Source organism: Paracholeplasma brassicae, assembly GCF_000967915.1.
In the GTDB taxonomy this organism is placed as follows: Bacteria; Bacillota_I; Bacilli_A; order Acholeplasmatales; family UBA5453; genus Paracholeplasma; species Paracholeplasma brassicae.
Genome location: NC_022549.1, coordinates 725,922 through 750,319 on the forward strand (window position 1 = coordinate 725,922; position 24,398 = coordinate 750,319).

General features: G+C 35.4%; 26 protein-coding genes. 24 read left to right on the forward strand and 2 right to left on the reverse strand.

Features of this window, described 5'->3' with window-relative positions; all coding sequences use genetic code 11:
* The first annotated feature begins 126 nt into the window (after positions 1 to 126).
* The 7 genes from thrS to BN853_RS03330 all read left to right on the forward strand — a co-directional run bounded on the left by thrS (position 127) and on the right by BN853_RS03330 (position 8,751).
* A complete protein-coding gene (gene thrS / locus BN853_RS03300) occupies positions 127 to 2,049 on the forward strand; it encodes a threonine--tRNA ligase (protein ID WP_030004527.1) in 1,923 nt (640 codons plus the stop codon).
* A gap of 147 nt (positions 2,050 to 2,196) precedes the next feature.
* The gene (locus tag BN853_RS03305; RefSeq protein WP_030004528.1) at positions 2,197 to 3,099 is read left to right on the forward strand and encodes an ABC transporter ATP-binding protein; all 903 of its coding nucleotides are present in this window, start codon (positions 2,197 to 2,199) and stop codon (positions 3,097 to 3,099) included.
* On the forward strand, positions 3,086 to 4,411 hold the full coding sequence (locus BN853_RS03310; RefSeq protein WP_052591197.1) for an ABC transporter permease: 1,326 nt from the start codon (positions 3,086 to 3,088) through the stop codon (positions 4,409 to 4,411). The genes BN853_RS03305 and BN853_RS03310 overlap by 14 nt, the downstream gene beginning before the upstream one ends.
* Positions 4,412 to 4,502: 91 nt before the next feature.
* Positions 4,503 to 5,501, forward strand: a complete 999-nt coding sequence (locus tag BN853_RS03315) for a P-loop NTPase (protein ID WP_030004530.1) — start codon at positions 4,503 to 4,505, stop codon at positions 5,499 to 5,501.
* Positions 5,502 to 5,643: 142 nt separating this feature from the next.
* On the forward strand, positions 5,644 to 6,309 hold the full coding sequence (locus BN853_RS03320; protein ID WP_030004531.1) for a response regulator transcription factor: 666 nt from the start codon (positions 5,644 to 5,646) through the stop codon (positions 6,307 to 6,309).
* Complete coding sequence (locus BN853_RS03325) at positions 6,306 to 7,955, forward strand: sensor histidine kinase (RefSeq protein ID WP_030004532.1); 1,650 nt, start codon at positions 6,306 to 6,308, stop codon at positions 7,953 to 7,955. The genes BN853_RS03320 and BN853_RS03325 overlap by 4 nt, the downstream gene beginning before the upstream one ends.
* 52 nt (positions 7,956 to 8,007) lie before the next feature.
* Positions 8,008 to 8,751: an alpha/beta fold hydrolase gene (locus BN853_RS03330; protein WP_030004533.1), complete on the forward strand. Its 744-nt coding sequence runs from the start codon at positions 8,008 to 8,010 to the stop codon at positions 8,749 to 8,751.
* Between the two features lie 34 nt (positions 8,752 to 8,785).
* On the opposite strand, the gene BN853_RS03335 is transcribed toward BN853_RS03330, so the two are convergent.
* Both BN853_RS03335 and BN853_RS09120 read right to left on the reverse strand, forming a co-directional pair.
* The gene (locus BN853_RS03335; RefSeq protein ID WP_030004534.1) at positions 8,786 to 9,193 is read right to left on the reverse strand and encodes a hypothetical protein; all 408 of its coding nucleotides are present in this window, start codon (positions 9,191 to 9,193) and stop codon (positions 8,786 to 8,788) included.
* 71 nt (positions 9,194 to 9,264) lie between these two features.
* The gene (locus BN853_RS09120; RefSeq protein WP_282430948.1) at positions 9,265 to 9,390 is read right to left on the reverse strand and encodes a hypothetical protein; all 126 of its coding nucleotides are present in this window, start codon (positions 9,388 to 9,390) and stop codon (positions 9,265 to 9,267) included.
* Positions 9,391 to 9,537: 147 nt separating this feature from the next.
* Between BN853_RS09120 and BN853_RS03340 the strand changes: the two genes are divergently transcribed.
* The 17 genes from BN853_RS03340 to BN853_RS03420 all read left to right on the forward strand — a co-directional run bounded on the left by BN853_RS03340 (position 9,538) and on the right by BN853_RS03420 (position 24,382).
* Complete coding sequence (locus tag BN853_RS03340; RefSeq protein WP_030004535.1) at positions 9,538 to 9,945, forward strand: MaoC family dehydratase; 408 nt, start codon at positions 9,538 to 9,540, stop codon at positions 9,943 to 9,945.
* Positions 9,942 to 11,063, forward strand: coding sequence for an acyl-CoA dehydrogenase family protein (locus BN853_RS03345; protein ID WP_030004536.1), 1,122 nt, complete (start codon positions 9,942 to 9,944; stop codon positions 11,061 to 11,063). Before BN853_RS03340 ends, BN853_RS03345 begins: the two co-directional genes overlap by 4 nt.
* On the forward strand, positions 11,063 to 11,860 hold the full coding sequence (locus BN853_RS03350; protein WP_030004537.1) for an electron transfer flavoprotein subunit beta/FixA family protein: 798 nt from the start codon (positions 11,063 to 11,065) through the stop codon (positions 11,858 to 11,860). Before BN853_RS03345 ends, BN853_RS03350 begins: the two co-directional genes overlap by 1 nt.
* Positions 11,850 to 12,830, forward strand: a complete 981-nt coding sequence (locus BN853_RS03355; RefSeq protein WP_030004538.1) for an electron transfer flavoprotein subunit alpha/FixB family protein — start codon at positions 11,850 to 11,852, stop codon at positions 12,828 to 12,830. The genes BN853_RS03350 and BN853_RS03355 overlap by 11 nt, the downstream gene beginning before the upstream one ends.
* 171 nt (positions 12,831 to 13,001) lie before the next feature.
* Positions 13,002 to 13,343 (forward strand): AAA family ATPase, encoded by a 342-nt coding sequence (locus tag BN853_RS03360; RefSeq protein ID WP_030004539.1) that lies wholly within the window; start codon positions 13,002 to 13,004, stop codon positions 13,341 to 13,343.
* The gene (locus tag BN853_RS09125) at positions 13,312 to 14,301 is read left to right on the forward strand and encodes a DUF4143 domain-containing protein (protein WP_052591199.1); all 990 of its coding nucleotides are present in this window, start codon (positions 13,312 to 13,314) and stop codon (positions 14,299 to 14,301) included. Before BN853_RS03360 ends, BN853_RS09125 begins: the two co-directional genes overlap by 32 nt.
* 25 nt (positions 14,302 to 14,326) lie before the next feature.
* Positions 14,327 to 15,148, forward strand: a complete 822-nt coding sequence (locus BN853_RS03370; RefSeq protein ID WP_030004541.1) for a ZIP family metal transporter — start codon at positions 14,327 to 14,329, stop codon at positions 15,146 to 15,148.
* Positions 15,149 to 15,278: 130 nt separating this feature from the next.
* Complete coding sequence (locus BN853_RS03375; protein WP_052591201.1) at positions 15,279 to 16,763, forward strand: DUF1538 domain-containing protein; 1,485 nt, start codon at positions 15,279 to 15,281, stop codon at positions 16,761 to 16,763.
* Positions 16,760 to 17,098 (forward strand): hypothetical protein, encoded by a 339-nt coding sequence (locus BN853_RS03380; RefSeq protein ID WP_030004543.1) that lies wholly within the window; start codon positions 16,760 to 16,762, stop codon positions 17,096 to 17,098. The genes BN853_RS03375 and BN853_RS03380 overlap by 4 nt, the downstream gene beginning before the upstream one ends.
* Positions 17,088 to 17,408 carry a hypothetical protein gene (locus BN853_RS03385; protein WP_030004544.1) on the forward strand — a complete coding sequence of 107 codons (321 nt, stop codon included), beginning with the start codon at positions 17,088 to 17,090 and terminating at the stop codon, positions 17,406 to 17,408. Before BN853_RS03380 ends, BN853_RS03385 begins: the two co-directional genes overlap by 11 nt.
* 150 nt (positions 17,409 to 17,558) lie before the next feature.
* Positions 17,559 to 18,551 (forward strand): AEC family transporter, encoded by a 993-nt coding sequence (locus BN853_RS03390; protein WP_030004545.1) that lies wholly within the window; start codon positions 17,559 to 17,561, stop codon positions 18,549 to 18,551.
* Positions 18,552 to 18,636: 85 nt separating this feature from the next.
* Complete coding sequence (locus BN853_RS03395; protein WP_052591204.1) at positions 18,637 to 18,984, forward strand: rhodanese-like domain-containing protein; 348 nt, start codon at positions 18,637 to 18,639, stop codon at positions 18,982 to 18,984.
* Positions 18,985 to 19,156: 172 nt separating this feature from the next.
* Positions 19,157 to 19,594: a hypothetical protein gene (locus tag BN853_RS03400; protein ID WP_030004547.1), complete on the forward strand. Its 438-nt coding sequence runs from the start codon at positions 19,157 to 19,159 to the stop codon at positions 19,592 to 19,594.
* Positions 19,587 to 20,081 (forward strand): GNAT family N-acetyltransferase, encoded by a 495-nt coding sequence (locus BN853_RS03405; protein ID WP_030004548.1) that lies wholly within the window; start codon positions 19,587 to 19,589, stop codon positions 20,079 to 20,081. Before BN853_RS03400 ends, BN853_RS03405 begins: the two co-directional genes overlap by 8 nt.
* Positions 20,082 to 20,331: 250 nt before the next feature.
* Complete coding sequence (gene tnpA / locus BN853_RS03410; RefSeq protein WP_030004549.1) at positions 20,332 to 20,739, forward strand: IS200/IS605 family transposase; 408 nt, start codon at positions 20,332 to 20,334, stop codon at positions 20,737 to 20,739.
* Complete coding sequence (locus BN853_RS03415) at positions 20,732 to 21,832, forward strand: RNA-guided endonuclease InsQ/TnpB family protein (RefSeq protein WP_030004550.1); 1,101 nt, start codon at positions 20,732 to 20,734, stop codon at positions 21,830 to 21,832. Before tnpA ends, BN853_RS03415 begins: the two co-directional genes overlap by 8 nt.
* Positions 21,833 to 22,195: 363 nt before the next feature.
* A complete protein-coding gene (locus BN853_RS03420; protein WP_030004552.1) occupies positions 22,196 to 24,382 on the forward strand; it encodes a glycoside hydrolase family 18 protein in 2,187 nt (728 codons plus the stop codon).
* Positions 24,383 to 24,398 lie beyond the last annotated feature (16 nt).

Here is a 24,398-nt window from a genome sequence, read left to right on the forward strand (position 1 = left end):
AGTCGTATGTCTGCGTTAAAGGCATTTGAGCGCTAGTCTTTTGACTAGAACTAAGGTGGTACCGCGATATTTTCGTCCTTAACTTTGTTAAGGGCTTTTTTTATTTTTAATAGGAGGATATAACACATGAAATTATTTTTACCAGATGGAAAATTTTTAGAAGTCGCAAACAATAGCACAGCATTTGATGTGGCTAAAGGCATTTCAATGAGTCTAGCAAAAAAAGCCGTTGCTGCAATTTACGAAGGCCAAGTCATCGAATTGAACAAACCAATTAAGGCAGATGGCCACTTTAAAATCATAACTAAAGAAGACCCTGAAGCATTTGCTGTACTGAATCATTCAAGTGCGCATTTACTTGCACAAGCCATCAAATCGATCTACCCTAACGCTTGTTTTGGTGTAGGCCCTGCGATTGACGAAGGGTTTTACTATGACGTTGACCTTGGAGATATTAAGTTTACAGACGAACTCTTACCAGCCATTGAAAAGAAAATGGTCGAACTTTCTAAACAAGGTTTTGATATTGTGGGCAAAGAAGTCAGTTACGAAGAAGCCAAACAAATTTTTAGCAATGACGTTTATAAATTAGAATTAATCGAAGGCTTAAAAGACGATGTTATTACGGTGTATCAACAAGGTGACTTCATTGATTTATGCCGTGGTGGTCACGTGGCTAACACAAAAGAAATCAAACACTTCAAGTTATTGAATATTGCGGGTGCGTATTGGAGAGGTAATTCTTCGAACAAGCAATTAACGCGTGTTTATGGTGTCTCATTCTATTCTAAAGAAGATCTTGATAAGCACTTAGTGATGCTTGAAGAAAGAAAAGCAAGAGACCACCGTAAGATTGGTAAAGAAATGGGCATCTTCATGATTACTAATGAAGCTGGTGCCGGTCTACCATTTTGGTTAAAGAATGGGGCAACCATCCGCCGAATCATTGAAAGATACATTACCGATAAAGAAATTAGTCTGGGTTATGAACACGTCTATACCCCAATTTTGGCAAATGCTGATTTATATAAGACAAGTGGACACTGGGATCACTACCAAGATTCAATGTTCCCACCAATGGATATGGGTGATGGTGAGAAATTGGTATTAAGACCAATGAACTGCCCACACCACATGCTTATTTTTAAGGACACACTTCACTCATACAAAGAATTACCAATTCGTATTGCTGAACTTGGTATGATGCACCGCTATGAAAAGTCAGGTGCACTCTCGGGTTTACAACGCGTACGTGAAATGACACTAAATGATGCGCATATTTTTGTTAGACCGGATCAAATCAAAGAAGAATTCACAAGAACACTGAACCTACTTCTTGAAGTATACAAGGATTTTAAAATTACAGATTACAAATTTAGACTTAGTTACCGCGACCCAGAAAACACAGAAAAATACTTTAAAGACGATCAAATGTGGGAAGAAGCTCAAAAAATGCTTAAAGAAGCAATGGATGAGTTGAATCTGAACTATTTTGAAGCCATTGGTGAAGCGGCCTTTTATGGTCCTAAATTGGATGTTCAAGTAAAAACAGCGCTTGGAAATGATGAAACACTATCAACCATTCAATTAGACTTCTTACTCCCTAGACGCTTTGAATTAACCTACGTTGGAGAAGATGGGAAAAACGATAACACGCCAGTGGTTATTCACCGTGGTATTGTTTCAACTATGGAGCGCTTTGTTGCCTACTTAATCGAAGAGTATAAAGGCGCATTTCCATTGTGGTTGGCACCTGTGCAATTAAAAGTAATTCCGGTCAATTTAAATTTCCACGAAGACTTTGCGGTTGAATTATCGGAGATGTTTAAAAAACGAGGCATTCGTGTGGAACTTGATTTAAGAAATGAAAAACTTGGCTATAAGATTAGAGAAGCTCAAACCAAGAAAATCCCATACCAATTGGTTATCGGGGATAAAGAGGTTGATAATCGTTCGGTCACTTATCGACGTTACGGTAAGATTGATCAAACGAGTGTAGCACTTGATGAATTTATCGAACTGATCGAAAACGAAATCAATCAAAAATAACCTAGAAAGAAGCGTTTAAACGCTTCTTTTTTATTTCATAAGCAAAAGCATGTATTTCATAGAATTTTTATGAATTTTTTAAAATATTGATAAAAAAAGATTGTATTTTTATTTTAATATGGTAATATAGTTACTGAGGTGATTATTATGTTAGAAGTAATTAATGTAAAGAAAAACTACGGAGAACTTACCGCAGTTAAAAAACTTTCATTTGAAATAAGACCTGGCGAAGTATTTGGATTGTTAGGAACTAATGGTGCTGGTAAAACAACAACATTCAAAATGATTCTAGGCTTATTAGAACCAACCGAAGGGGAAATCCTTTTTAACGGTAAGAAAGTCAGCTACGATGACGTGGATCAAATTGGTTACATGATTGAAGAACGTTCACTCTTAGTTAAGTTGACCGTTAAGCAATTGATGCTACACTATGGACAACTCAAAGGTTTGGATAAAGACACGATCTTAAAACGTCTAGACTACTGGTTGGACCGTTTTAACGTCAAAAACTACTTGGACAAAAAAATAAGTGAGTTGTCAAAAGGTAATCAGCAAAAAATACAATTTATTTCATCGATCATTAACAACCCAAAATTGTTGGTGCTTGATGAGCCGTTTAGTGGACTTGACCCGCTAAATACGAATAAATTTGTTGAGGTCATCAGAGATTTTCAAAAGAAAGGAACGATGATTATATTTTCTACTCATCAAATCGACCACGTGGAATCATTTTGTGAGCAGTTAATCGTTTTAGAAAAAGGAAATGCCGTGTTAAGTGGTAAGATTTCAGACATTAAAAAAGATTTTAAACGTCACAACATTAAAATGATTGGTGATTTTGACAAAGATACCTTGCTTACCCTTCCAGGTGTTCTTGACGTCATTATTCAACCGAATGAGTGGATTGTTAAAATTGAGGATGAAGTGTATTCTAACGACATATTTGATTACGTCAAAACATGTAGTAACGTAAGAAAATTTGATGTCGAACAAGCGACACTTTCTGAAATATTTATTGAAAAAGTAGGTGAATCATTTGAACAAGTTTAAGTATCTCGTCAAATATGGCATCAAAAAACGACTTGGCACGAAAGCATTTATTATTTCTAATGCGATTTTGTTTGTGTTGATGCTCGTTGTATTTAATATCCCAAACATTATAAAAGCGTTTGATGATGGCAAACCCAATGGGGAGTTAATCTTTGTAGTCAATCAGCTTGAGAATCGTTTTACAGACAATGAGTTAATTGATAGTTTAGATAATGTATCAAGCAACTACGAAGCTTTAATGATGGATGCTGACGTTCGATTTGAAAATTTAGTCGAATTCGATGCCGAAAATATTAACTATTTTAATTCAGCAGGGATTTTAGTATTATCTTTAAATGGGGATCATTTACAAGCGACGTTCTATGAAAAAGAACTCGATGTACTAAACAAACAAGTATTAGAATTGACGTTAACAGAAATTCGTACGACGATTTGGGCAGAAGGTAAAACACCAGAAGAGTTAGAATTGATTAATGAATTCTTGAAACCACTTGATTTTACCGTCATCACAGAATCAGAAGATACGTCTTTAAGAGATATGATATTAGGTATTCTTGGTATGTTAGTTTCGATTCCTGTATTCATGTTGTTAGTTATGTCTGTACAATTCGTAGGTACTGACATTATTGAGGAAAAATCGACAAAAGCCATTGAGTTTGTTATGTCAACTGTGCCACCAAGAACACACTTTCTATCAAAAATTATTGCGTCATTCGCATTCTTAATTACACAAGCGCTCTTAGTCTTGATTTACACATTGTTGGCTGGATTCATTAGCACGACGCTCTTAGGTGCACAATCTGGTGGGTCTATGAATCTTTCAGAATTGATTGGTCAGTTCACGCAAACGGATTCTAAAATCATTTCAGAGGTTTTAAGTGTATTACCACAGGCGGTTGTTGTTATGTTGTTATTTACCATCGTTGGTGGGTTGATGTACATGATCGTTATGGCGGTTTTAGCCTCCATGTCAACGACAATGGAAGATTTCCAACAATTCCAATCACCAATGATGATTGTCATGTTAATTGGTTTCTATGGAGCGATTTTCAGTTTTACAACAGGACCAAATGTATTCTTAAAAATACTAGGCTACATTCCTTTATTCGCACCAACACTTGTACCAACACTATTCATGAGTGGCGCAATGTCATTGCTAGATACGATTATTTCACTAGTCATATTAATCGGATTTACGGTACTGGTTTATTATCTATTAACGCCAGTCTATAAGGCATCGATCTTAAGTTATGATAACTCACCGTTTATGAAACGCATTAAAAAATTATTTAAACGTTCGAAACACTTATAATGAAAAGCCTCAATCTTTGATTGAGGTTTTTTTTGCATATTTTAAGGGAAATTGTCCTTGTCATGTTATAATTATTATTGAGGTGTTATTAATGGCGACATATGATGAATTAAGAAGTCGAATTGAGACTTTAGTAGATCCTGGCTTTAAAAAAACATTAAAAGAAGTTGACGGGATCAAAAAATTAACCGTTGGACCAACCGGCGTAGTTGAAGTAGAGCTATATTTTTCTAAACCTGGTGGACCAGAAGAACAAAAATTTAAAATTGATTTGATTAAACTGGTTAAAATCGAACTTGGTTTTCCAGGGATTAAGGTCATTTTTTCAAAAAGTGAATACGTCGATCAAGACGTTAAGCAAATCAAGTACCTAGGGATTGCCTCAGGTAAAGGTGGGGTTGGTAAATCGACCGTTACAGCGAATCTTGCGGTCGCTTTGACCCGTCTAGGGAAAAAAGTAGGGATTATTGATGCCGATATTTATGGGGCAAGTATTCCTCAAATTCTAAAGGTGGACATTAAACCACTTGGTGGAACAGAAGATGATTTAATGATTCCATTGATTGGTGAAGGCATTGAAGTTATATCAACTGAATTCTTTATGCCAAGAGATAAACCAATTATGTGGCGTGGACCTATGTTAGGGAAAATGTTATCACACTATTTTGGTGGGGTTAAATGGGCAGATGATACAGACTATGTCTTAATTGACTTGCCACCTGGAACAGGGGATGTTGCATTAGATATCAACAAGTTTGCACAACACACGAAAATGCTAATTGTAACAACACCGCATCCAAACGCCGCACACGTCGCGGTAAAGGCTGGACTGGGTGCCCAACAAATCGGTCACGATGTGGTTGGTGTGGTCGAAAACATGAGCTATTTCTTAAATAGCTGCAGCAATAAACGAGAGTATATATTTGGATCAGGTGGCGGAAATAGTGTTGCAAATACATTAGGTGTTCAATTATTGTCACAAATTCCAATTGGTCAACCAACAGAAGGTAAATACGTGTATCAAAAAAACGAACCCGCTGGTATCATTTACGATAACTTAGCTTCACAAGTCATCGATTTACTCGATTAATCTTCTTTTTACAAGATATTTACAAAGTCTTTACAAGACGCCCTTTATAGGTGTCTTGTTTTTTTGTATAATGAGTATAGATGCGAATCGGCTATGTTATTCTATTAGTGTCTATTAAAGGTTCGTAAAGAGGGGGTAAAAAATGATCTATTTCATTGAAGACGACAAATCTATCGCTTACGTCATTAAAAAAACACTCGAAAATGCCTCATATCAATATCAGTGGTTTAGTGAGTCAAAAGCATTTTATGAAGCACTTGAAAATCAAAAGCCTAACCTCATTTTGCTGGATTTAATGCTAGGCGAAGAAAATGGGCTTGATCTTTTAATGGATTTAAAGAAAAACCCACGTAACTCGGATATTCCTATCATTATTATATCCGCTTTATCGAGTGAAATGGATGTGGTTACCGGACTTGATTTAGGTGCCGATGATTATATCAAAAAACCATTTGGTGTGCTCGAATTACTCTCTAGAATAAATAATAAGCTCAGACATTTAAAAGAGAATGAACTTAAATATCATGATTTGGTATTAAAGCTGGATAAACGTATGGCTTTATTAAATGAACAAACGCTAAATTTAACCTATAAAGAATTTGAGATTGTTAAAATACTTGTTGAAAAACGAGACCAAGCCGTTTCAAGACAAGTTTTGTTAAACCAAGTATGGGGACTAGATTTGGCCTTAGAAACTAGAACGATTGACATGCACATAAAGTCGATTAGACAAAAAATGAGTGATATCGGATCAAAAACTCAAATCATTAGTGTACGTTCGATTGGCTACCGGTTGACGCACGAATGAAAAAACAATTAAATTTAACATTTTTCATGGTGCTTTTATTTTCACTAAGCTTGGTATTTGGACTGAGTGTTTCTTTTAATCAGTACCAGGAAAAAAAACGAATTCGCTCCGCTATTGTTGAAATGAGTAAAGAAGTAGAAAATTACTATTTATCAATGAACTTAGACGTTTCTTTCGTCGAGTTTTTTGCTGATTCAAGCTACCGTGTCACGGTCGTTTCAAGTGATTCTAGTGAAGTGACGGATGCCTATCAAATACTTGACAATGACGTTATATCAAATCAAGAGTTTAAAGAAGTCGGTGCGTTTGTAACAAGATATGATCAAATGCTCGATGAAGATTATATCTACTATGTGAGCATTCTTCCGGATAACAACTATCTTAGAATTGGCTATTCATTAGAGGCCTATCAAAGCGATCAAAACAACTACATCTTAGGTATGCTTTTCTTATTATTGGTCATTATTTTAACTGGTTATTTATTGACCTCAAAATGGGTAAAACGAATATTTGAGCCCATGGATACGTTAATATGTGACATTGATTACCTTAAAGTAAATCAATCATTTTTCAAAATTCCTCTGACCAATCAAGACGAATTAGATGAATTAATCTTGCGAATTAACCATATGAGTCACGACATTGAAGACAGTACTCACGGTTTATCTCAACAAAAAGAGTTGCTTGATATTTTACTAAATCACTCAAACCAAGGTGTTCTGATTTTTTCAAGTGACCAAGAAGTTGTTTTGCAAAATCGTTTGTTTGATTTTAAAGAACTAAATGAGTTGATTTCACAAAACTTAGGTCGTGTTATCGATCATCATCTGGTAGAAACATTTCAGTTATCAAATGGAAATCAGGTCTATCAAATCCGTATGGCGAGCGTAACAAACAAAAATCTCGTTAGAAATCGGGGTAAAAATGGGGTTTTAGTGCTAATTGAAGACATCACTAATAAGGTAATCCTAGAAAAAAATAAAAGAGACTTTTTTGCGAATGCTTCACATGAACTCAGATCACCATTAACATCAATACGAGGAGAAGCAGAACTTATTTTATACGACATGGTGACAGATAGTGAAAAGCAAGAACTGGCATCTAAAATAATCAAACAAGCGGGATCGATGGACAACTTGTTAACCGATATGTTACTGCTATCGAAACTTGAAAACAGACCACAAGAAATCAAACAACCAGTTCAACTTGATGTCCTATTAAATGAAGTGTTTGATGATTTTATGATTCAAATTAAAGAAAAAAGCATTTCAATCGAGAAAGATATTTCTCATGCGGTACTATTAGGTAACCCGACAGATTTTCGTTCCCTATTCAAAAATTTGATTGAAAATGCAATCAAATACAATCAAATAAACGGAAGCATTACAGTTCAGTTAACTCAAAAAAGACAATTCATTGAATTTGTTATTAAAGACACAGGCATTGGTATATCAAGACAACATCAAGAACGCGTTTTTGAACGTTTTTATCAAGTGAATAAACACAGAAATCAAGTAAACTACGGCACTGGTTTAGGACTTTCAATTGTTAAACACATTGTACAACAATATCATGGTCAAATCGAAGTGGATAGTGAATTAAATAAAGGGACTAAGTTCACAATAACCTTTTCGGCTGTTTTATAATATCATTTTGAAAAATACGTATGATGAGTTATGATAGGTTTAGGTGAATATTATGAATTTAACATTTAATGAAGTACCAAATCACAAAGGAATTGTCGTTATAAGTCATGGAATGGGTGAACATCAAGGTCTTTATAAAGACGTTTGTTTAAAACTAAATGAAAAAGGCTATTCGACTGCGATTTATGACTTGTTTGGCCATGGGAGTAACCATCCAAATCACCCATTGAAAAGTTATCGAATTTACGTTGATGAATTAGATCAAGCGGTTAATGAAGTACGTAAGCACCATAAAAAGGTGTTTTTAATTGGTTTTTCGCTAGGTGCGATGATCACCAACTTATACTTAGTAGATCATAAGAACGTTTCTGGGGCAATTGTGCTGAGTGGAAAGACAAAACCAATAAATTCGATTATCCTACCTGGCCTTCTTTTTAGAAATAAAAAGCTTAAGTTGAATTATAGTGATCCTAAAAAACGACATGAAGTTGATTTAAGCTTAAATTGTGATCCGGTCGTATTAAAGGAAGTCAATTATCAAATGTTATATCAAACACTCTACCAAGGCTTGAAAAAGCTTAGTCGATCGATAAAAACAATTACTACACCGCTTTTAATACAACATGGCGGTAGTGATGAAATTGTTGATTCGGTCGAATCAATACAATTTTATGAACGATTGAAATCAAAAAAACAAATCATTATTTACCCAAACAGTAAACACGATTTGTTATTTGATGTCGATAAAGAATTAGTGATTAATGACCTTGTGTCATTTATGGATTACACGGAATAAATAGGAAAAAACAACTGAAAATTCAGTTGTTTTTTTAAATGAAAATACCGTTTTTAAGTATGAACATAACCTCATCTACGATTTTATCAAGATCTTTATCAGTTAATGTATCCCTGAATAATACCTGAAGACCAACAAAGTTTGAAATCCCCATTAACACATAGGAGAGCGTTTCAAGAGATACCTCCGGATTTAGCTCCTGTTCTTCAACTGAAATCGCTAGGTTCTTCACATAAGCAGCGGAGAACTTTTGATAATATTGCTTGAATAAATCTTTGTCAACAAACATTGATTCCCAAATGATTCTATACGATAACGGGTCTTGCCAAGCAAACTTTAGGAAAGCTCGAATGCCAAGGCGTTCTTTTTCATATCGAGAATTAGCGTCTTTAATGCCTTCGTTAATCGCTTTTCTGATTGACTGACGATATTGGTTTAACAAAAAGTTATATAGAGCAAATTTATCATCAAAATAAATGTAAAAAGTGCCAGTTGCAATCCCAGCTTTTTCAATTATTTCATTGATTGAAGTCGACTGATAGCCATTTTTTGAAAATAGTTTTTTCCTGTTTGAATGATTTTATTAAAAGTTTTCATGCCATCTTTGCGTTTAGGAAGACGATAGTCTAATTTATCCATTGTAATCACCTATAGATAGTGTAAACGATTTTATTCAAAAACACAAGTGAAAAAATATTTATACTATTGACATTTCTTAGGATTAGGACTATCATTAAATTAAGATGAACGTTTATTCAGTATTTAAGAAAGGACTAAAGGAATAAAATGACAATTAAAGAAATTAAGGTTGGAGATGCGGCTTTCTTTGAAAAAACAATCACAGAAGCAGACGTATGCCTTTTTGCCGAAGTATCAGGGGATCATAACCCTGTTCACTTAGACGATACGTATGCTGCAAAGACCATGTTTCAAAAAAGAATCGCGCATGGTGGATTAATTAATTCACTATTTTCTACTGTTTTAGGCACTCAACTACCTGGTGAGGGGACAATTTATTTATCTCAGGAATCAAAATTTATAAGACCAGTATATTTAAATGACCACATTAGGGCTTGTGTTGAAGCCGAAGAAATCAATGAGGAGAAAAATCGAGTCCGTATGAAAACAATCGCTTACAATCAACATAATGAAGCGGTTGTCGTTGGACATGCGATTGTAATGTTGCCAAAATGAAAAATGAACTATTGATTAAAATGATTGAAGAATTTGCTGTTAATGAAGTAAAACCACTGGCTTATGAGATTGATCGAGACGAACGTTTTCCAAAAGAAACGGTTGAAAAGTTAAAGGAATATCGACTCATGGGACTGCCTTATGAAACCACTTATGGTGGCGCTGGCGCAAACTATGGGGCATACATTGATGCGGTGAGGATTCTATCGAAATATTGTGCGACCACCGGCGTTATTTTGTCGGCACATACCTCTTTATGTTGTTTTCCAATCCATCAATATGGAACCGAAGAGCAAAAAGAAAAATACCTGACAAAATTAAACAATGGGACCTATTTAGGAGCCTTTGGACTGACTGAACCTAATGCAGGCACGGATGCGTCTAAGCAACAAACAAAAGCCAAAGATTGTGGTGATTATTATGAAATCACCGGAAACAAGATTTTTATAACAAATGCCATCTATGCGGATATTTATATCATATTTGCGATGACAAACTCAGATTTAGGTCTAAAAGGTATTAGCGCGTTCATCTTAGAAAAAAACACTGAAGGCTTTAGCTTTGGACCTAAAGAGAAGAAAATGGGAATCAAGGGGTCATCGACATGCGAATTGATTTTCAATCAGGTTAAAATCCCTAAAGAAAACTTATTAGGCAAAATAGGTGAGGGATTTAAAATCGCAATGGCAACCCTTGATGGGGGGCGTATCGGAATAGCGGCTCAAGCCCTTGGTATTGCAGAAGGTGCATTTGAAAAAGCGGTTGCTTATGTTAAAACAAGAAAGCAATTTGATAAACCAATCGCATCGTTTCAAAACACTCAATTTGTGGTTGCTGAAATGAAAACGCAAATAGAAGCAGCTAGAGGCTTATTAAATAAAGCCGTGAGTGACAAAGAAAAAGGATTAAATTACACCGAATCAGCTGCGATCGCTAAACTATTTTGTTCGAAAATCGCAGTTGAAGTATCCGATAAGGCGATTCAACTCATGGGTGGCTATGGCTACATAAGAGACTATGAAATTGAACGCTATTTAAGAGATGCGAAAATCACAGAAATTTATGAAGGTACCTCAGAAGTTCAAAAAATGGTCATTGCTGGGAGGGTTCTCAAATAATGAATATTGTAGTCTTAGTTAAACAAGTACCAGACACAACAGAGATTAAGATTGACAAAGAGATGAACACACTAATCAGAACAGGTGTTAAATCCATCATCAACCCCGATGATTTAGCTGGTATTGAAGAAGCACTAAAATTGAAAAAAACCTATGGTGGAACCGTCAGCGTGGTTACAATGGGACCAAAACAGGCAGAAATGATGTTAAGAGAACTTTATTCTAGAGGCGTTGACCAAACGTATTTAATTAGTGATCGAAAATTTGCTGGCTCTGATACGTTGGCAACCTCAACCATCCTATCAAGTTTCTTAAAAACACTGTCTTTTGATTTGATCATTGCTGGCTATCAAGCGATTGATGGGGACACTGCACAAGTTGGGCCACAAGTAGCTGAGCTACTGGGCATTCCGCAAGCCACTTATCTTCAGGAAATCGTATCTTATCAATCCAATCGTTTAATCGTAAAAAAACGAACAAAACATGAGATTCAAACACTTAGAGTTAAGACACCTTGCCTGATAACCACATTATCCGATATGAATAAACCTAGGTACATGAATGCGTATGACATATTCAATTCAAGCGATAAAGAAGTACTACTGATCACATTTGATGATTTGAACGTGGATGAAACAAAAGTCGGACTTAAAGGCTCACCAACATGGGTCAAAAAAACGTTTGTAAAACCAGTCGTTCAAAAATCACCAGTTGAAGTGATGGAACCAGAAGAGGCAGCGAAACTAATCGCTAAAAAAATATACCCATATATTGAGGTGAACAATCATGAGTCATAAGGTTGCTATTTGGATTGAACAAGAAAACAATGACATTTTACCAATTGGTCTAGAATTGATTTCAGAGACAAGAGCACAAGTTCAAGATTCGACTCATATAACCGCTATATATTTAGGGACAGAATTGAACATCGAAGATAAAAATAAACTTAGAAAATGTGGTGCAAATGAAATTGTCTTTATCAAACACGAACGCTTATCTAAGTACAATACACAAGATTATACGAAAGCCATTTGTGATTACATGCAAACACGTCCAGATGTATTCTTAATCGGATCGACGTTAAATGGACGGGATTTAGCACCACGTATCTCTGCTAGACTAAAAACAGGGTTAACGGCAGATGCGACAATGTTAGAGTTTGAAAATCAAATAGATAAGTTATTGTTACTAGCGACTAGGCCAGCACTTGGTGGTAACTTGTTTGCAACCATTATTTGCCAAAATCATGTGCCACAAATGGCAACGATTCGTCCAAATATATTTGCCATAAGGGAAACTGAAGTACAGGTATGCAACAATCATGAGTATGTACCGATGCTAGAAGTCTCAAATGACGTTGAACTACTTGAAACGGAAATTCTAGAAGATAAACACGTCGACTTAAACAAAGCGAACGTTGTCGTTGCAGGAGGCAGAGGTGTTTCGACAATGTTTAGTGAACTTAAACGATTATCAAATCAAATCGGAGCAGAGGTTGCTGCTTCAAGAGCGGTTGTTGATGTAAATATTCTACCAAAAGACAGACTGGTTGGACAAACCGGCACCACCGTAAGACCAAAAGTCTATTTAGCCTTTGGCATAAGTGGAGCGATTCAGCATATCGCTGGCATGGATAAATCAGAGCTAGTTATTGCGGTTAATACGGATCCTAAAGCACTAATATTTGATATCGCAGATATTTCAATCGTCGCTGATGCGAAAATCGTATTACCGTTATTAATTAAAGAGTTGGAAATATTGCAATAAAATCATTTAAAATAACCGGTTTTTTCTAAAGAAACCGGTTATTTTTTTATTTTCTATTCTTTTTTCTTTGTTTGATTAATCAATGATTTATAAAAAATATACCTCAAAAAAATATGTAAATTATTCTATACATTCGTTTCTATTTGTTGTATAATTTAATTGGTGATAATAATGTTAAAAAGAAAGATATTCGACGACTTAATCAAATGGAAAGACTCGCTAGATAAAAAAGCAATCCTACTAAAGGGATCAAGACACGTTGGCAAAACATATATTGTGAATTATTTTGCAAAAGAAAATTATACGAATTTAATTCATTTAGATTTTGAGAACAATCCGAAACTTCGCTCTATTTTTGATGGTGAGCTTGATTTAGGTACTTTGACAAAACAGATATCATTAAAGCTGCAAACTGAAAAAATGGTACCTAATAAGACGTTTAATTTTTTTAGACGAAGTTCACTTGTGTCCGCGTGCACGCATGGCTGTAACAAATTTAACGGCCCAAGATAAATACGATGTCATTATGGCAACGAGTGCTTATGGGATGAACATCGATAATTTTCCGCTTGAGTTAAATCCAAACGAACAGCTGATGAATTTGTATGGGTTAGATTTCGAAGAATTCTTATGGGCTAATAGCATTAACTTAAACGTTATCGAACAAATTAAAACCCATTTTATCGCTGAAACAAGTGTACCAAGCGTTCTTCATGACGCTGTGATGGAACTATTAAAAGAATATACAGTTATAGGTGGAATGCCAAAAGTCGTTGATGTTTTTACGACAAAACATAATTTTAAATCGGCATTGAAAATTCAAAAAGAAATTTTAAAAGATTACATGAGACAAATGCAAATGTATCTAAGCAAGGTGGAATCTAGAAAGACCAGCCTTTGCTTTAACTCAATTCCAAAACAACTAGAAAAAACGAATAAAAAGTTTATGTATGGTGTCGTTGAAGAACTATCGAATGCAAGAAAATATGAAAAAAGCATTCTAAATCTTCATGACTCAGATCTAATTGAGATTTCATTCAATTTAACCGAACCTAAATGGCCATTTCGTAATCAAGTGAAGTATGATGTTTTTAAAGTCTATTTAAAAGATATCGGTCTGCTGACTTCTATGTATGGAGCAGAGGCACAGCAATCAATTATGGACGGAGATTTTTCATATAAAGAATTTGCGGTTTTAGAGAGCTTGGTTGCTGATATTTTAATCAAAGGTAATCATAAGTTATACTATTTTAGTAAGAATGCAACATTGGATGTTGAGTTTATCTTAAAACTATTTAACAGAGTAACTGCCATATCGGTTAACCATGCGGATAATACGAAGGCAAAAGCATTAGATTCTGTCTATGAAAACTATGGCGTAAAAAGCGCAATTAAGCTTTCAATGACGAATAAATTTGAAATAGATACATTTGTTAAAATGCCAATTTATATGGCAATGTTTTTACAATAAAAGTTAATAGGGGAAAATACAAAATATGATTGAATATCTAATTGGGTTACCAGTTTGGCTCTTAGCCTTACTGGGGGGCATTTTAACTTGGGGGCTAACGGCACTTGGGGCGTCCCTAGTCTTTTTCTTTAAAACAATCAATAAAGCAGTGCTTGCCATGATGCTTGGTTTTGCATCGGGAGTAATGATTGCAGCAAGTATGTGGTCATTAATCACACCTGCGATTAATCTAGCGCAAGAACAAGGAAAGATTGCATGGCTTGTGGCTAGTATTGGGTTATTATTGGGTGGTATTTTTCTATACGCATTTGATAAAATCATTCCACACATGCATTTTGGTGAAAATCACACAACTGAAGGGGTTAAAACATCATTATCACGAACAGTGTTGCTGATATTCTCGATTACACTACACAACATACCTGAAGGCTTAGCTGTTGGTGTTGCTTTTGGTGTTGTCGGATTAACGGGTGATATGAATCAAGCACTGATGGCTGCTATTGCAGTTGCAATCGGGATAGGAATTCAAAACTTCCCAGAAGGTGCAGCGGTTTCGATTCCTTTAAGACAAGAAGGATTATCAAGAAAAAAGTCATTTATGTATGGGCAAGCATCAGCGATTGTTGAACCAGTATTCGCAGTGATAGGTGCGCTCTTAGTTAATTCAATGCAAGGCTTTTTACCCTACGCTTTAGCGTTTGCTGCGGGGGCAATGATTTACGTTGTTGTTGAAGAATTAATCCCTGAAGCACAAGAACAGGCAACGCCGACAGGTACACACTTTTCGACGTTTGGGTTTTTGTTTGGTTTTATCATAATGATGGTATTGGATGTCGCTTTAAGTTAATAAATTAATTGGAGCCATCCAATTTTTTTATATTATAAGCGAACACAGTTTGAAGTTAATTTAAAATGTCATATTTGACGAAAATAAACTGTAAATATGGTATAATTAAAAATAAAAAGGGGTGATGCATTTGATTAGTAAAATGCTAGGAGGTCGTTTTAAAGAGTCCATCCAAGCAGTACTGCCTGTGTTTGTACTTGTCATTGGCATTAGTGCTTTTATTGGTGTGCCTATGGAAACACTTGGAGCCTTTATCATTGGTACGGTACTTTTAGTTTTTGGGTTAACCATTTTTCAAATTGGTGCTAACGCGTCGATGGTTACAATTGCTGAGGGGATTGGTAATTTTATTGTTCGGAAAAGAAAACTGAAAATACTAATATTAATCGCATTTTTGGTCGGTTTCTTAATCACAGTGGCAGAACCGGCATTATGGGTTTTATCTGACCAGTTTAAAACCGTGGTTAGCCCAGTTATTTTGATTCTTGCGGTTGCCATGGGTGTTGGTGTGTTTGTTACCATAGCACTGCTACGTATTGTCTTGCAAATATCGCTTAAATATCTAATTTTAATTAGTTATGGTATCGTGTTTGTCATTGCCTATTTGGTATCGTTAACGAACCCTGGGTTTATTCCGATTGCGTTTGATTCAGGTGGTGTGACGACTGGTCCAATGGCGGTGCCATTTATTATGAGCTTGGGTTATGGTTTGTCACACTCTCGTGGTGACAAAAAGAGTGAGATCGATACGTTTGGTTTGATTGGGATTGCCTCGATTGGTCCAATTATTTCAGTATTAATCTTGGGATTATTGAATCAACCAGATGTGCCTATATTAGACACAACCTCAAGTCTACTTGACTATTTTATTACCAATTTATTTCAAATGGCGATTGCCATACTTCCGTTTATCTTATTTTTCTTTTTCTTTCAAATGATCGCATTTAGATATCGAAGAGAACGTGTTAAGAAGATAATGATTGCGTTTGGTTATACTTACGTCGGGTTGGTATTATTTTTGACAGGTGCTAATGGTGGGTTAGTGAATTTAGCCTTTTATATTGGGGAGCATTTTGCCTCAACGTCGTATTATTGGGTTTTGATACCAATAGGGATGTTATTTGGATTCTTAGTAATCTCGGCAGAACCGTCAGTCATCGTATTAAATAAACAAGTTCATGAAGTAAGTGCGGGTGCTATTCCTCAGAAACTTATGATGACAAGCTTATCTATTGGTGTTTCACTTGCGATAGGTATGTCTTTACTTAGAGTGATTACAGGGATTAGCATTTGGTACTTTATTCTACCAGGTTATCTAATCGCAATCGCGTTAATGTTTTTTACACCGGCGATATTCTCTGGTATTGCGTTTGATTCAGGTGGGGCCGTTTCAGGTGCTATGACATCAGCGTTTTTGGTTCCCTTTGCACTAGGTGCGGCAACTTCTTTAGGCTCTAATATTTTGACGGATGCGTTTGGATTAGTAAGCCTAGTTGCGATGACACCACTGATTACGATTCAAATTCTAGGTTTTTTATATCAACGTAGACAAGCGAAAGTGGAGATCAAGACTGAACCTGAACGGATCATTAAGTTAAGTGAGGTAGAAAAATGAAATTATTAATTACAATTGTTAATAAGGGAAAATGTAGTTTAGTAACGGAAATATGCCATAAGTTTAAAATTGATTTTCAAACGGTCTACACGGGTAAAGGAACGGCTTCATCTGAAAGACTTGAAATGCTAAGCTTAGGTGAAACTGAAAAAGAAATCATCTTAAGTCTCGTTAGTGACAAAGACATTGTGCTTATTTTAAATGAACTCAATCAATCCATTGATTTCAATAAGGTAGGCAATGGTGTTGCTTTTAGTGTTCAACTCGACTCGATTGGATCAAGTACATATCAATACTTAATGGAAGGGTTAGGAGGACTAACAAATGGAAAATAAACAAGTTATTATATATATTTGTAATCATGGCTATGCCTATGAGGCAATGCAAGAAGCCAAAAAAGCAGGGGCAAGGGGTGGAACCATCCTTCACGGTCGTAGTTCAATTTCAACGGAAAAATCAAAATTCTTTGGAATCACGATTCATCCTGAAAAAGAACTCCTCTTGATTGTTTGTTTAGAGTCACAAAAAGACGCGCTAATGCAAGCCATGACAAGTCAGTATGGCGTTACAACTGAAGCCAGAGGGTTGTGTTTTTCGATGAAAGTTGAGGACACAATTGGCTTTAGTTTTGAACCAATTGAATGATCACTTGCCTCCCTTTTGGGAGGCTTTTTTATTGGTTCATGGATGAAAAAAACATTCATGTTTTGAAACAAAAGAATGAAAGCGCACGCTTTTTAATGACATTTTATCGATTAAAGCGTATAATTACTTTAGATGTCTAAGGGGGATATTATGGATACATTATTTTTCGCACTTAATGCGATTTTACCAATCATATTGCTGATTGCATTAGGTTACCAATTAAAACGAATTAACATGTTTAACCGGGGGTTTCTAAAAGTAGCTAATAGTTTTGTGTTTCGTGTAGCACTACCGGTATTACTGTTTGTTAATGTGTATAAGATTGAGTCAATTAAAGACATTGACTGGGCAGTTGTCTTATACTCGGTCTTAATGATTATTATTGTTTTTATCTTAGGTATCATTTGTGTACTGCTTTTTGTACCAGATGATAGAAGAAAAGGGGTTGTTGTGCAAGCAACGTTTCGTTCGAACTATGCGATTATCGGTATACCGCTTGCCACTGCGTTAGGTGGTGTAGAGGCAACCGCGATTGCATCAATCTTAAGTGCCTTCTCAATTCCTTTATTTAATGTGCTAGCTGTCATCGGATTAAGTGTTTTTATCAAAGAAGAAGGTAAACCAGTTAGTTATATTGGTATACTAAAAAACATTGCAAAAAACCCATTAATTATCGGGGTTATGTTTGGTTTATTGGCGTTAGTCATTAGAAATTACACCACAGCATTCAGCTTAAAAGAGGATATTCCATTTTTGTTTAAAGCCATTTCTGATGTTGCAGTGATTGCCTCACCATTAGCCTTAATCATTCTTGGCGCTGATTTTGAGTTTAAGGCGATTAAATCAATGTATAAGGAAATCTTATTAGGCGTGACATGGAAGATTTTATTGACGCCAATTTTATCACTATCGGTTGGGTATTTATTATTTAAGCAGTTTGAGGTCATTAATATTAGTGCCGAAACACTACCAGGGTTAATCGCTTTATTTGGTTCGCCTGTGGCGGTGACATCAGCGGTTATGGCAGGTGAAATGGGAAGTGACGAAGAATTGGCCGCACAATTAGTTGTTTGGTCGTCCATTGGCTCTGTGATCACAATTTTCTTGTTTGTTGTCTTTTTTAAGAATGTCGGATTACTGTAAGAAAGAGAATTTTCTCTTTCTTTTTTTTGCAAATTACGAGCATTTTAAAAAGACTAATGCTATGATTGATAATGAGGTGTTAAGGATGAGTTTTTTTGATTTTCATTTAAAAGGTAGAACCAATAAAGAAATCACACCAAGCCAATACATTAGCCGACTTGAAGATGGAGAAGCCATCGTATTAATTGATTGCAGAACCGTACAGGAGCACCAAATCAAACGTATTCCTGAATCGGTCGTTTTACCAGTTCAGATGTTTGATCAAGTTGATGAATGGTTTCCAGATCGTTATCAAACCTATGTTATTTATTGTGAACATGGGGTTAGAAGCTCAAAAGCAGTTGAAATCATGGTTGAAAAAGGCTATAGTAATGTTTATGACTTAGGTGGAATCGTTGCTTGGCCAGGTGAAACTGAATCGGATTTGTTTTAAAAAGCACTTAGGTGTTTTTTTTATAAATAGAGGCAATTGCAATAATGCAGCATCTTTTAGGAATATGATAGGATGTCATTAGATACTTGGCTAAATCGAATTTTTCTTATGCCAAATCGAGGTTATTGTGCTATAATATCGATATTAGAAATAACTAGAAACGAGTGAACACATGTCTAAGTCAATTAACTACCGCATCACGGTTAAAATTAAGAAAAGCATCCAAGAGGTTTGTGAAAAACTATTTGATTACGACCTGCTTAAATACCATCAACAACCCCCGCTAATCACGTATCATTTAATGCGAGGGAAAACATTAGAAAAAGGCGCTGTAACAAGATTGTTCTATAATTATAATGGAACAAAAATATACATGGATGAGTACGTGATTGACAATCAATTACCTACGTCAATAACGCTCCTATATACCATGGGTGACATTAAAAACAAAATGACCTATTCATTCTCGAATGTAAATGATCAAAACACATTGTGGACAAATGAAGTTATTTTTGAGTTTGTTGACGACTTTACAGTTGATAAATTGCACTATATCAAACAAACAGAAGAGGATATGAAAGCATTTAAGGAGTACATTGAACGTGATTAGAAAAGCGACGACATACGATTTAACAGGAATACTAAGTGTGATTGAGGAAGCGAAAGCTCGCATTAGAACCACTGGTTCACCACAATGGCAAAATGGTTACCCAAATGAGCAAATATTTCTTAATGATATTAGTCAGGAGGCTTTATTTGTGTATGAGATTGAGGGTACCATCGTTGGTGTAATGGCGATTTATCCCTATGAGAAGACTTACGATGTAATCGAAGGTAATTGGCTCAATGAGGATGATTATATTGTGATACACCGAATCGCTGTATCTAATTATTTTGTTGGTAAGGGTATTACTAAAAAAATGTTTGATTATGCGTTTGATTATTTCAAATCAAACAACATGCGAATTGACACACACGAATTAAACCAAGCGATGATCAATTATTTGATTAAGGATGGTTTCGTTTTATGTGGTAAAATATACTTAGAACAACCAATTGATAAAGAGCGCTTAGCATTTCATAAGTGCACTAAGTAGGTGATGAAATGGCAGAGATTATTAGCAATAACATCTTGTTAATTCAATCCATTGTAGGCTCATTAATCGTTTTTTTAATTGTGACTTTGTTTCGGATTTATTTTAACAATCTAATCAAGAAGTCCCCTTCCTCTATAGGTAGCGGGACGAATTGATTTTTTTGTTTTTTTATTTGGAATATTATATATAAAACATGGTATAATATAAATATAATAAACATTCGGTATAATTACGGAAAGAAGGCTATATAATGTTAAAATTAGACACGAATTCACATTCAGTCTTTATGTTGTGGTATCACTTGATTTTAGTCACTAAATATAGACGTGAAGTCTTTACAGACGACATCTCTAATCGTGCTAAAGAGATTTTTGAAAATATAGCTACTAATTATCATATTACCTTAATTGAGTGGAACCACGATTCAGATCATGTTCACGTTTTATTTAGGAGTCACCCAAAAACCGAACTATCCAAATTCATTAATGCCTATAAATCAGCTTCATCTCGATTAATCAAACAAGAGTTTGAATCTGTACGTAACAAGTTATGGCAGTCTTACTTTTGGAGTCAAAGTTTTTGTTTGTTAACTTCGGGTGGTGCACCGATCGATGTGATTAAACAGTATATCGAAAGTCAGGGTGAAAAAGATGAATAAAGCCTTTAAGTTTAGAATCTATCCAACGGACACTCAAAAGACTTTGATTCATATGACCTTAGGCCATAATCGCTTTCTGTGGAATAAGATGTTAGATGACAAACAAAAACATTATGAGTTAACTAAGGGCATGTTATATAACCGACCTGCTCAGTATAAAGATACGTATCCCTTCTTAAAGGATATTGACTCGTTATCCTTAGCCAATACCCAACTCAATTTAGAAAAAGCCTTTAGAATGTTCTTTAGACGAAAACAAGACCTGCCTAAGTTTCACTCTAAGAAACAAGACTATGGTTATACGACTAATTTCGTTAATAACAATATCGTACTAAAGAAGGGTTATATCAAACTACCTAAACTAGGTGATGTTAAAATCAAACAACACAGAACCATACCTAGTGATATGTCTATAAAGAACGTTACGGTATCTAAAACAAGTACAGGTAAGTATTATGTTTCTATTCTATATGAATACCAAATAGAGATTAAGAAACAAGCAGTCAATCATTCAATAGGTCTAGATTTCTCAATGAATCATTTCTATATAGATGACCAAGGATTCAAGATGGATTATCCTAAAGCCATTCAAACAGACTTTACGACATTAAGAATCCTACAAAGAAGTTTATCTAGAAGAATCAAAGGCTCTAGTAATTACCAAAAGAAAGTATTAGAGATTGCCTTATTACATGAACGAATTAGACATAGAAGAGATGACTTCTTACATAAACTATCAAACGCGATAGCCAAGCGTTATGAATTAGTGAGTGTCGAGGGTTTGAATCTCATAGAGATGTCTAAAACAAATCCATACTACGCCAAACAGATTTCTAGGTTTGGATGGACACGGTTTATCTCATTTTTGAAGTACAAGTTAGCAAAAGAAGGCAAGACACTTATGACGATGGATAAATGGTATCCATCATCGAAGTTATGTAGTCACTGTGGCGAGATTCACACGGAACTTAAACTCTCTAACCGAGTGTTTGAGTGTCCAAGTTGTCGACTACACCTAGATCGAGATCACAACGCAGCGATCAATATCAACAGAGAAGGATTAAGACAATATAAGTTAGCATTTCAGTTATAAAAGGATTCAGAACCGTAGGGACTACGGGGATAGCCTATTGAGTCACTGGTGGGTACATCGGTTTGGATAGGAAGCCCCCACTTCGATTAAGTGGTGGGTAGTTCACTTTCAGGAGAAGTTGTCTCTGCGGCGGTAGGGTATTCATCAAATTTTGAACAAAAAAATCTGCTTTCTCAGATGAGAGAAGCTGAATTAAGAATGTACGCAGATAAGAAAAATAGACGAAAAGAAAAAGAACAGACCCTAAGCTAGCTTGCCTAGGGTTTTGAAATTTATTATCAAGACCTAAAAAAGAAAGGGATTAATTCGAAAAAACGATAATAATCAATTAAATCAAGCTATAATGTTTGTGGGAGTGATTATATGAAAAAATACGCATCAATACTTGTCTTTTTGATTGTTTTATTGTTGTCTTCCTGTAAGACACCAATAAACGACGAGTATTTAGTGATTAACTACAATATTGAGACAAAAAAAATAATTAACGTCAATCATGATTATGAGGTTATCATTACGGATCAAAACGTCTTAATTTACTTTGAAGTGAGACCTAAAAGTGGGGAAATAAAAACCTTTGAACGGTTGATTGTTAATAAAAAAGAAGTGAAGAACTACGAATTCTTAGATAATAAAATAACGTTTTACCAAATTAGTGAGCATCCAACCAAACCGGATGAGCAAGTTAACGTCGATATCACTTTAAAAACCAATGGTGGTTACTGGACAAGTGAACAATTAACGGATCTTGAAGCTTCAAGCGCCCACACAATAACTAGTAAAAATGATTACACAGGTTCAACGTTTTCCTTACATGATTCGACGACCACCGGATTAAGATGGTACTATAAATTGTTTTTAAATTATAACGAAACAGTCGATCTCTATGAGGTTGTCTACAAAGACTTAGCAACCGCCCAAGTGTCGATGTTAAATCTACCTGAATATGATTTCATTATTGGGGTTGCGGCTAACTATTTTGATGCAGAAACAAGAGAACAAATCATACATTATACGAATCAAAGTGATCCGCTCTTTGCTTCCTTTAATCTTGACCCAGCAAGTTACACGGAAGGTGACTTGGTTATTTCTTTTTATGAGGATTCGGTGATTAGTGGAAATCTGACAAAAACGTATCTTGAGTCAGCGACCTTGCCAATCCCTTACAAAAAAGGATTTACATTTGTTGGTTGGTCTGATGGGGTCAACGTGTTTTCTGATTACAGCGTTCATCAAGCAAAGGACAAGGTGGTTGAAGTGACTTACGAGGCCATTTGGCAAGAAAAAACAGTCGAAGAATTAGAGACTTTCTTGGATGAATTAATCCCATTAGTCATCGATGAAAACTTGTATTTTGAAACATCCTATAGTGCATTTGACCTTCAATTCGATAGTTCCACGGAATCGGTGATTTCAAACGAAGGTATTTATACAAGGCCGTATAAAGATCAAAATGTCCGCCTTTCTGTTCATGTCTATGAGGCAAATCAATTAATTAAAACAATCAATTACGATGTGATTGCAAAAGGCTACAAATCGCTTGATTCAAGCTTTGCATCGAGTTACATCTACAGAAATTATTCACAAGTTGACGACTTATTTTTTGAGACCTTAGATGTCATCAATACCGCGTTTATTACGGCAAATAGTCAAGGTAACTTAAGCGGTTCTAGTTACTTATCAAATGTCAAACAGTACATCATGCCAAGAGCCAAAGAAAACGGGAACTGGGTGATTATGTCGGTTGCACCTGAATCTAGCTGGTCTTCGATTGCTTCATCACAACAATCGATTGATACACTAGCTAATCAGATTGTTGAATTCATTAATGTGCATGGGTTTGACGGTGTGGATATCGATTGGGAAACACCGACGGACAGTGAGAAGACAAGGTTTACGGCACTGATGAAAACCGTCTATCAAAAAGTAAAATCGAACAATCCCAATCATTTAGTTACCACAGCAATTACCGGTGGTATGTGGCAACCACCACGATATGATTTGATTAACTCACAAATCTACCTAGATTACATTAACTTAATGACTTATGGAATGACTAGTTCAAATGGCCAATATCAAAACGCACTTTATAAAAGCACGACGTTTCATAATACCTCTTTAAAACTTGGTGCAAGTCTAAATACAGCAAGTATTGATGAAAGTGTGAAAATGCTAAAAAATAGCTATGGAGTTCCTTACAGTAAAATAGTAGTTGGTGTCGCGTTCTATGGGATTAAACAAACAAGGATCTATAATGAACAGACCAATACGTTTGATGCATTTAAGAATGCTGGGTCAGTTTATTATAATCACATTGAAAACATCTATATGACCGATTCGAGTTACGAGCTAGTCTATGATACTGGTGCGGGCGTACCTTATATTTACAAGAAGGATGGAACCGAATTTATTTCTTTTGATAACCCACAAAGTATTCTAGAAAAAGGAAACTATATCCTTAAAAATAAGTTAGGCGGGATGATGTTTTGGGAGTATGGAACAGATCCAACGAACCGGTTATTAGAAGCGGTAAAACAGGGCATGGGAAAATAAATAGAACAAGAAAAAC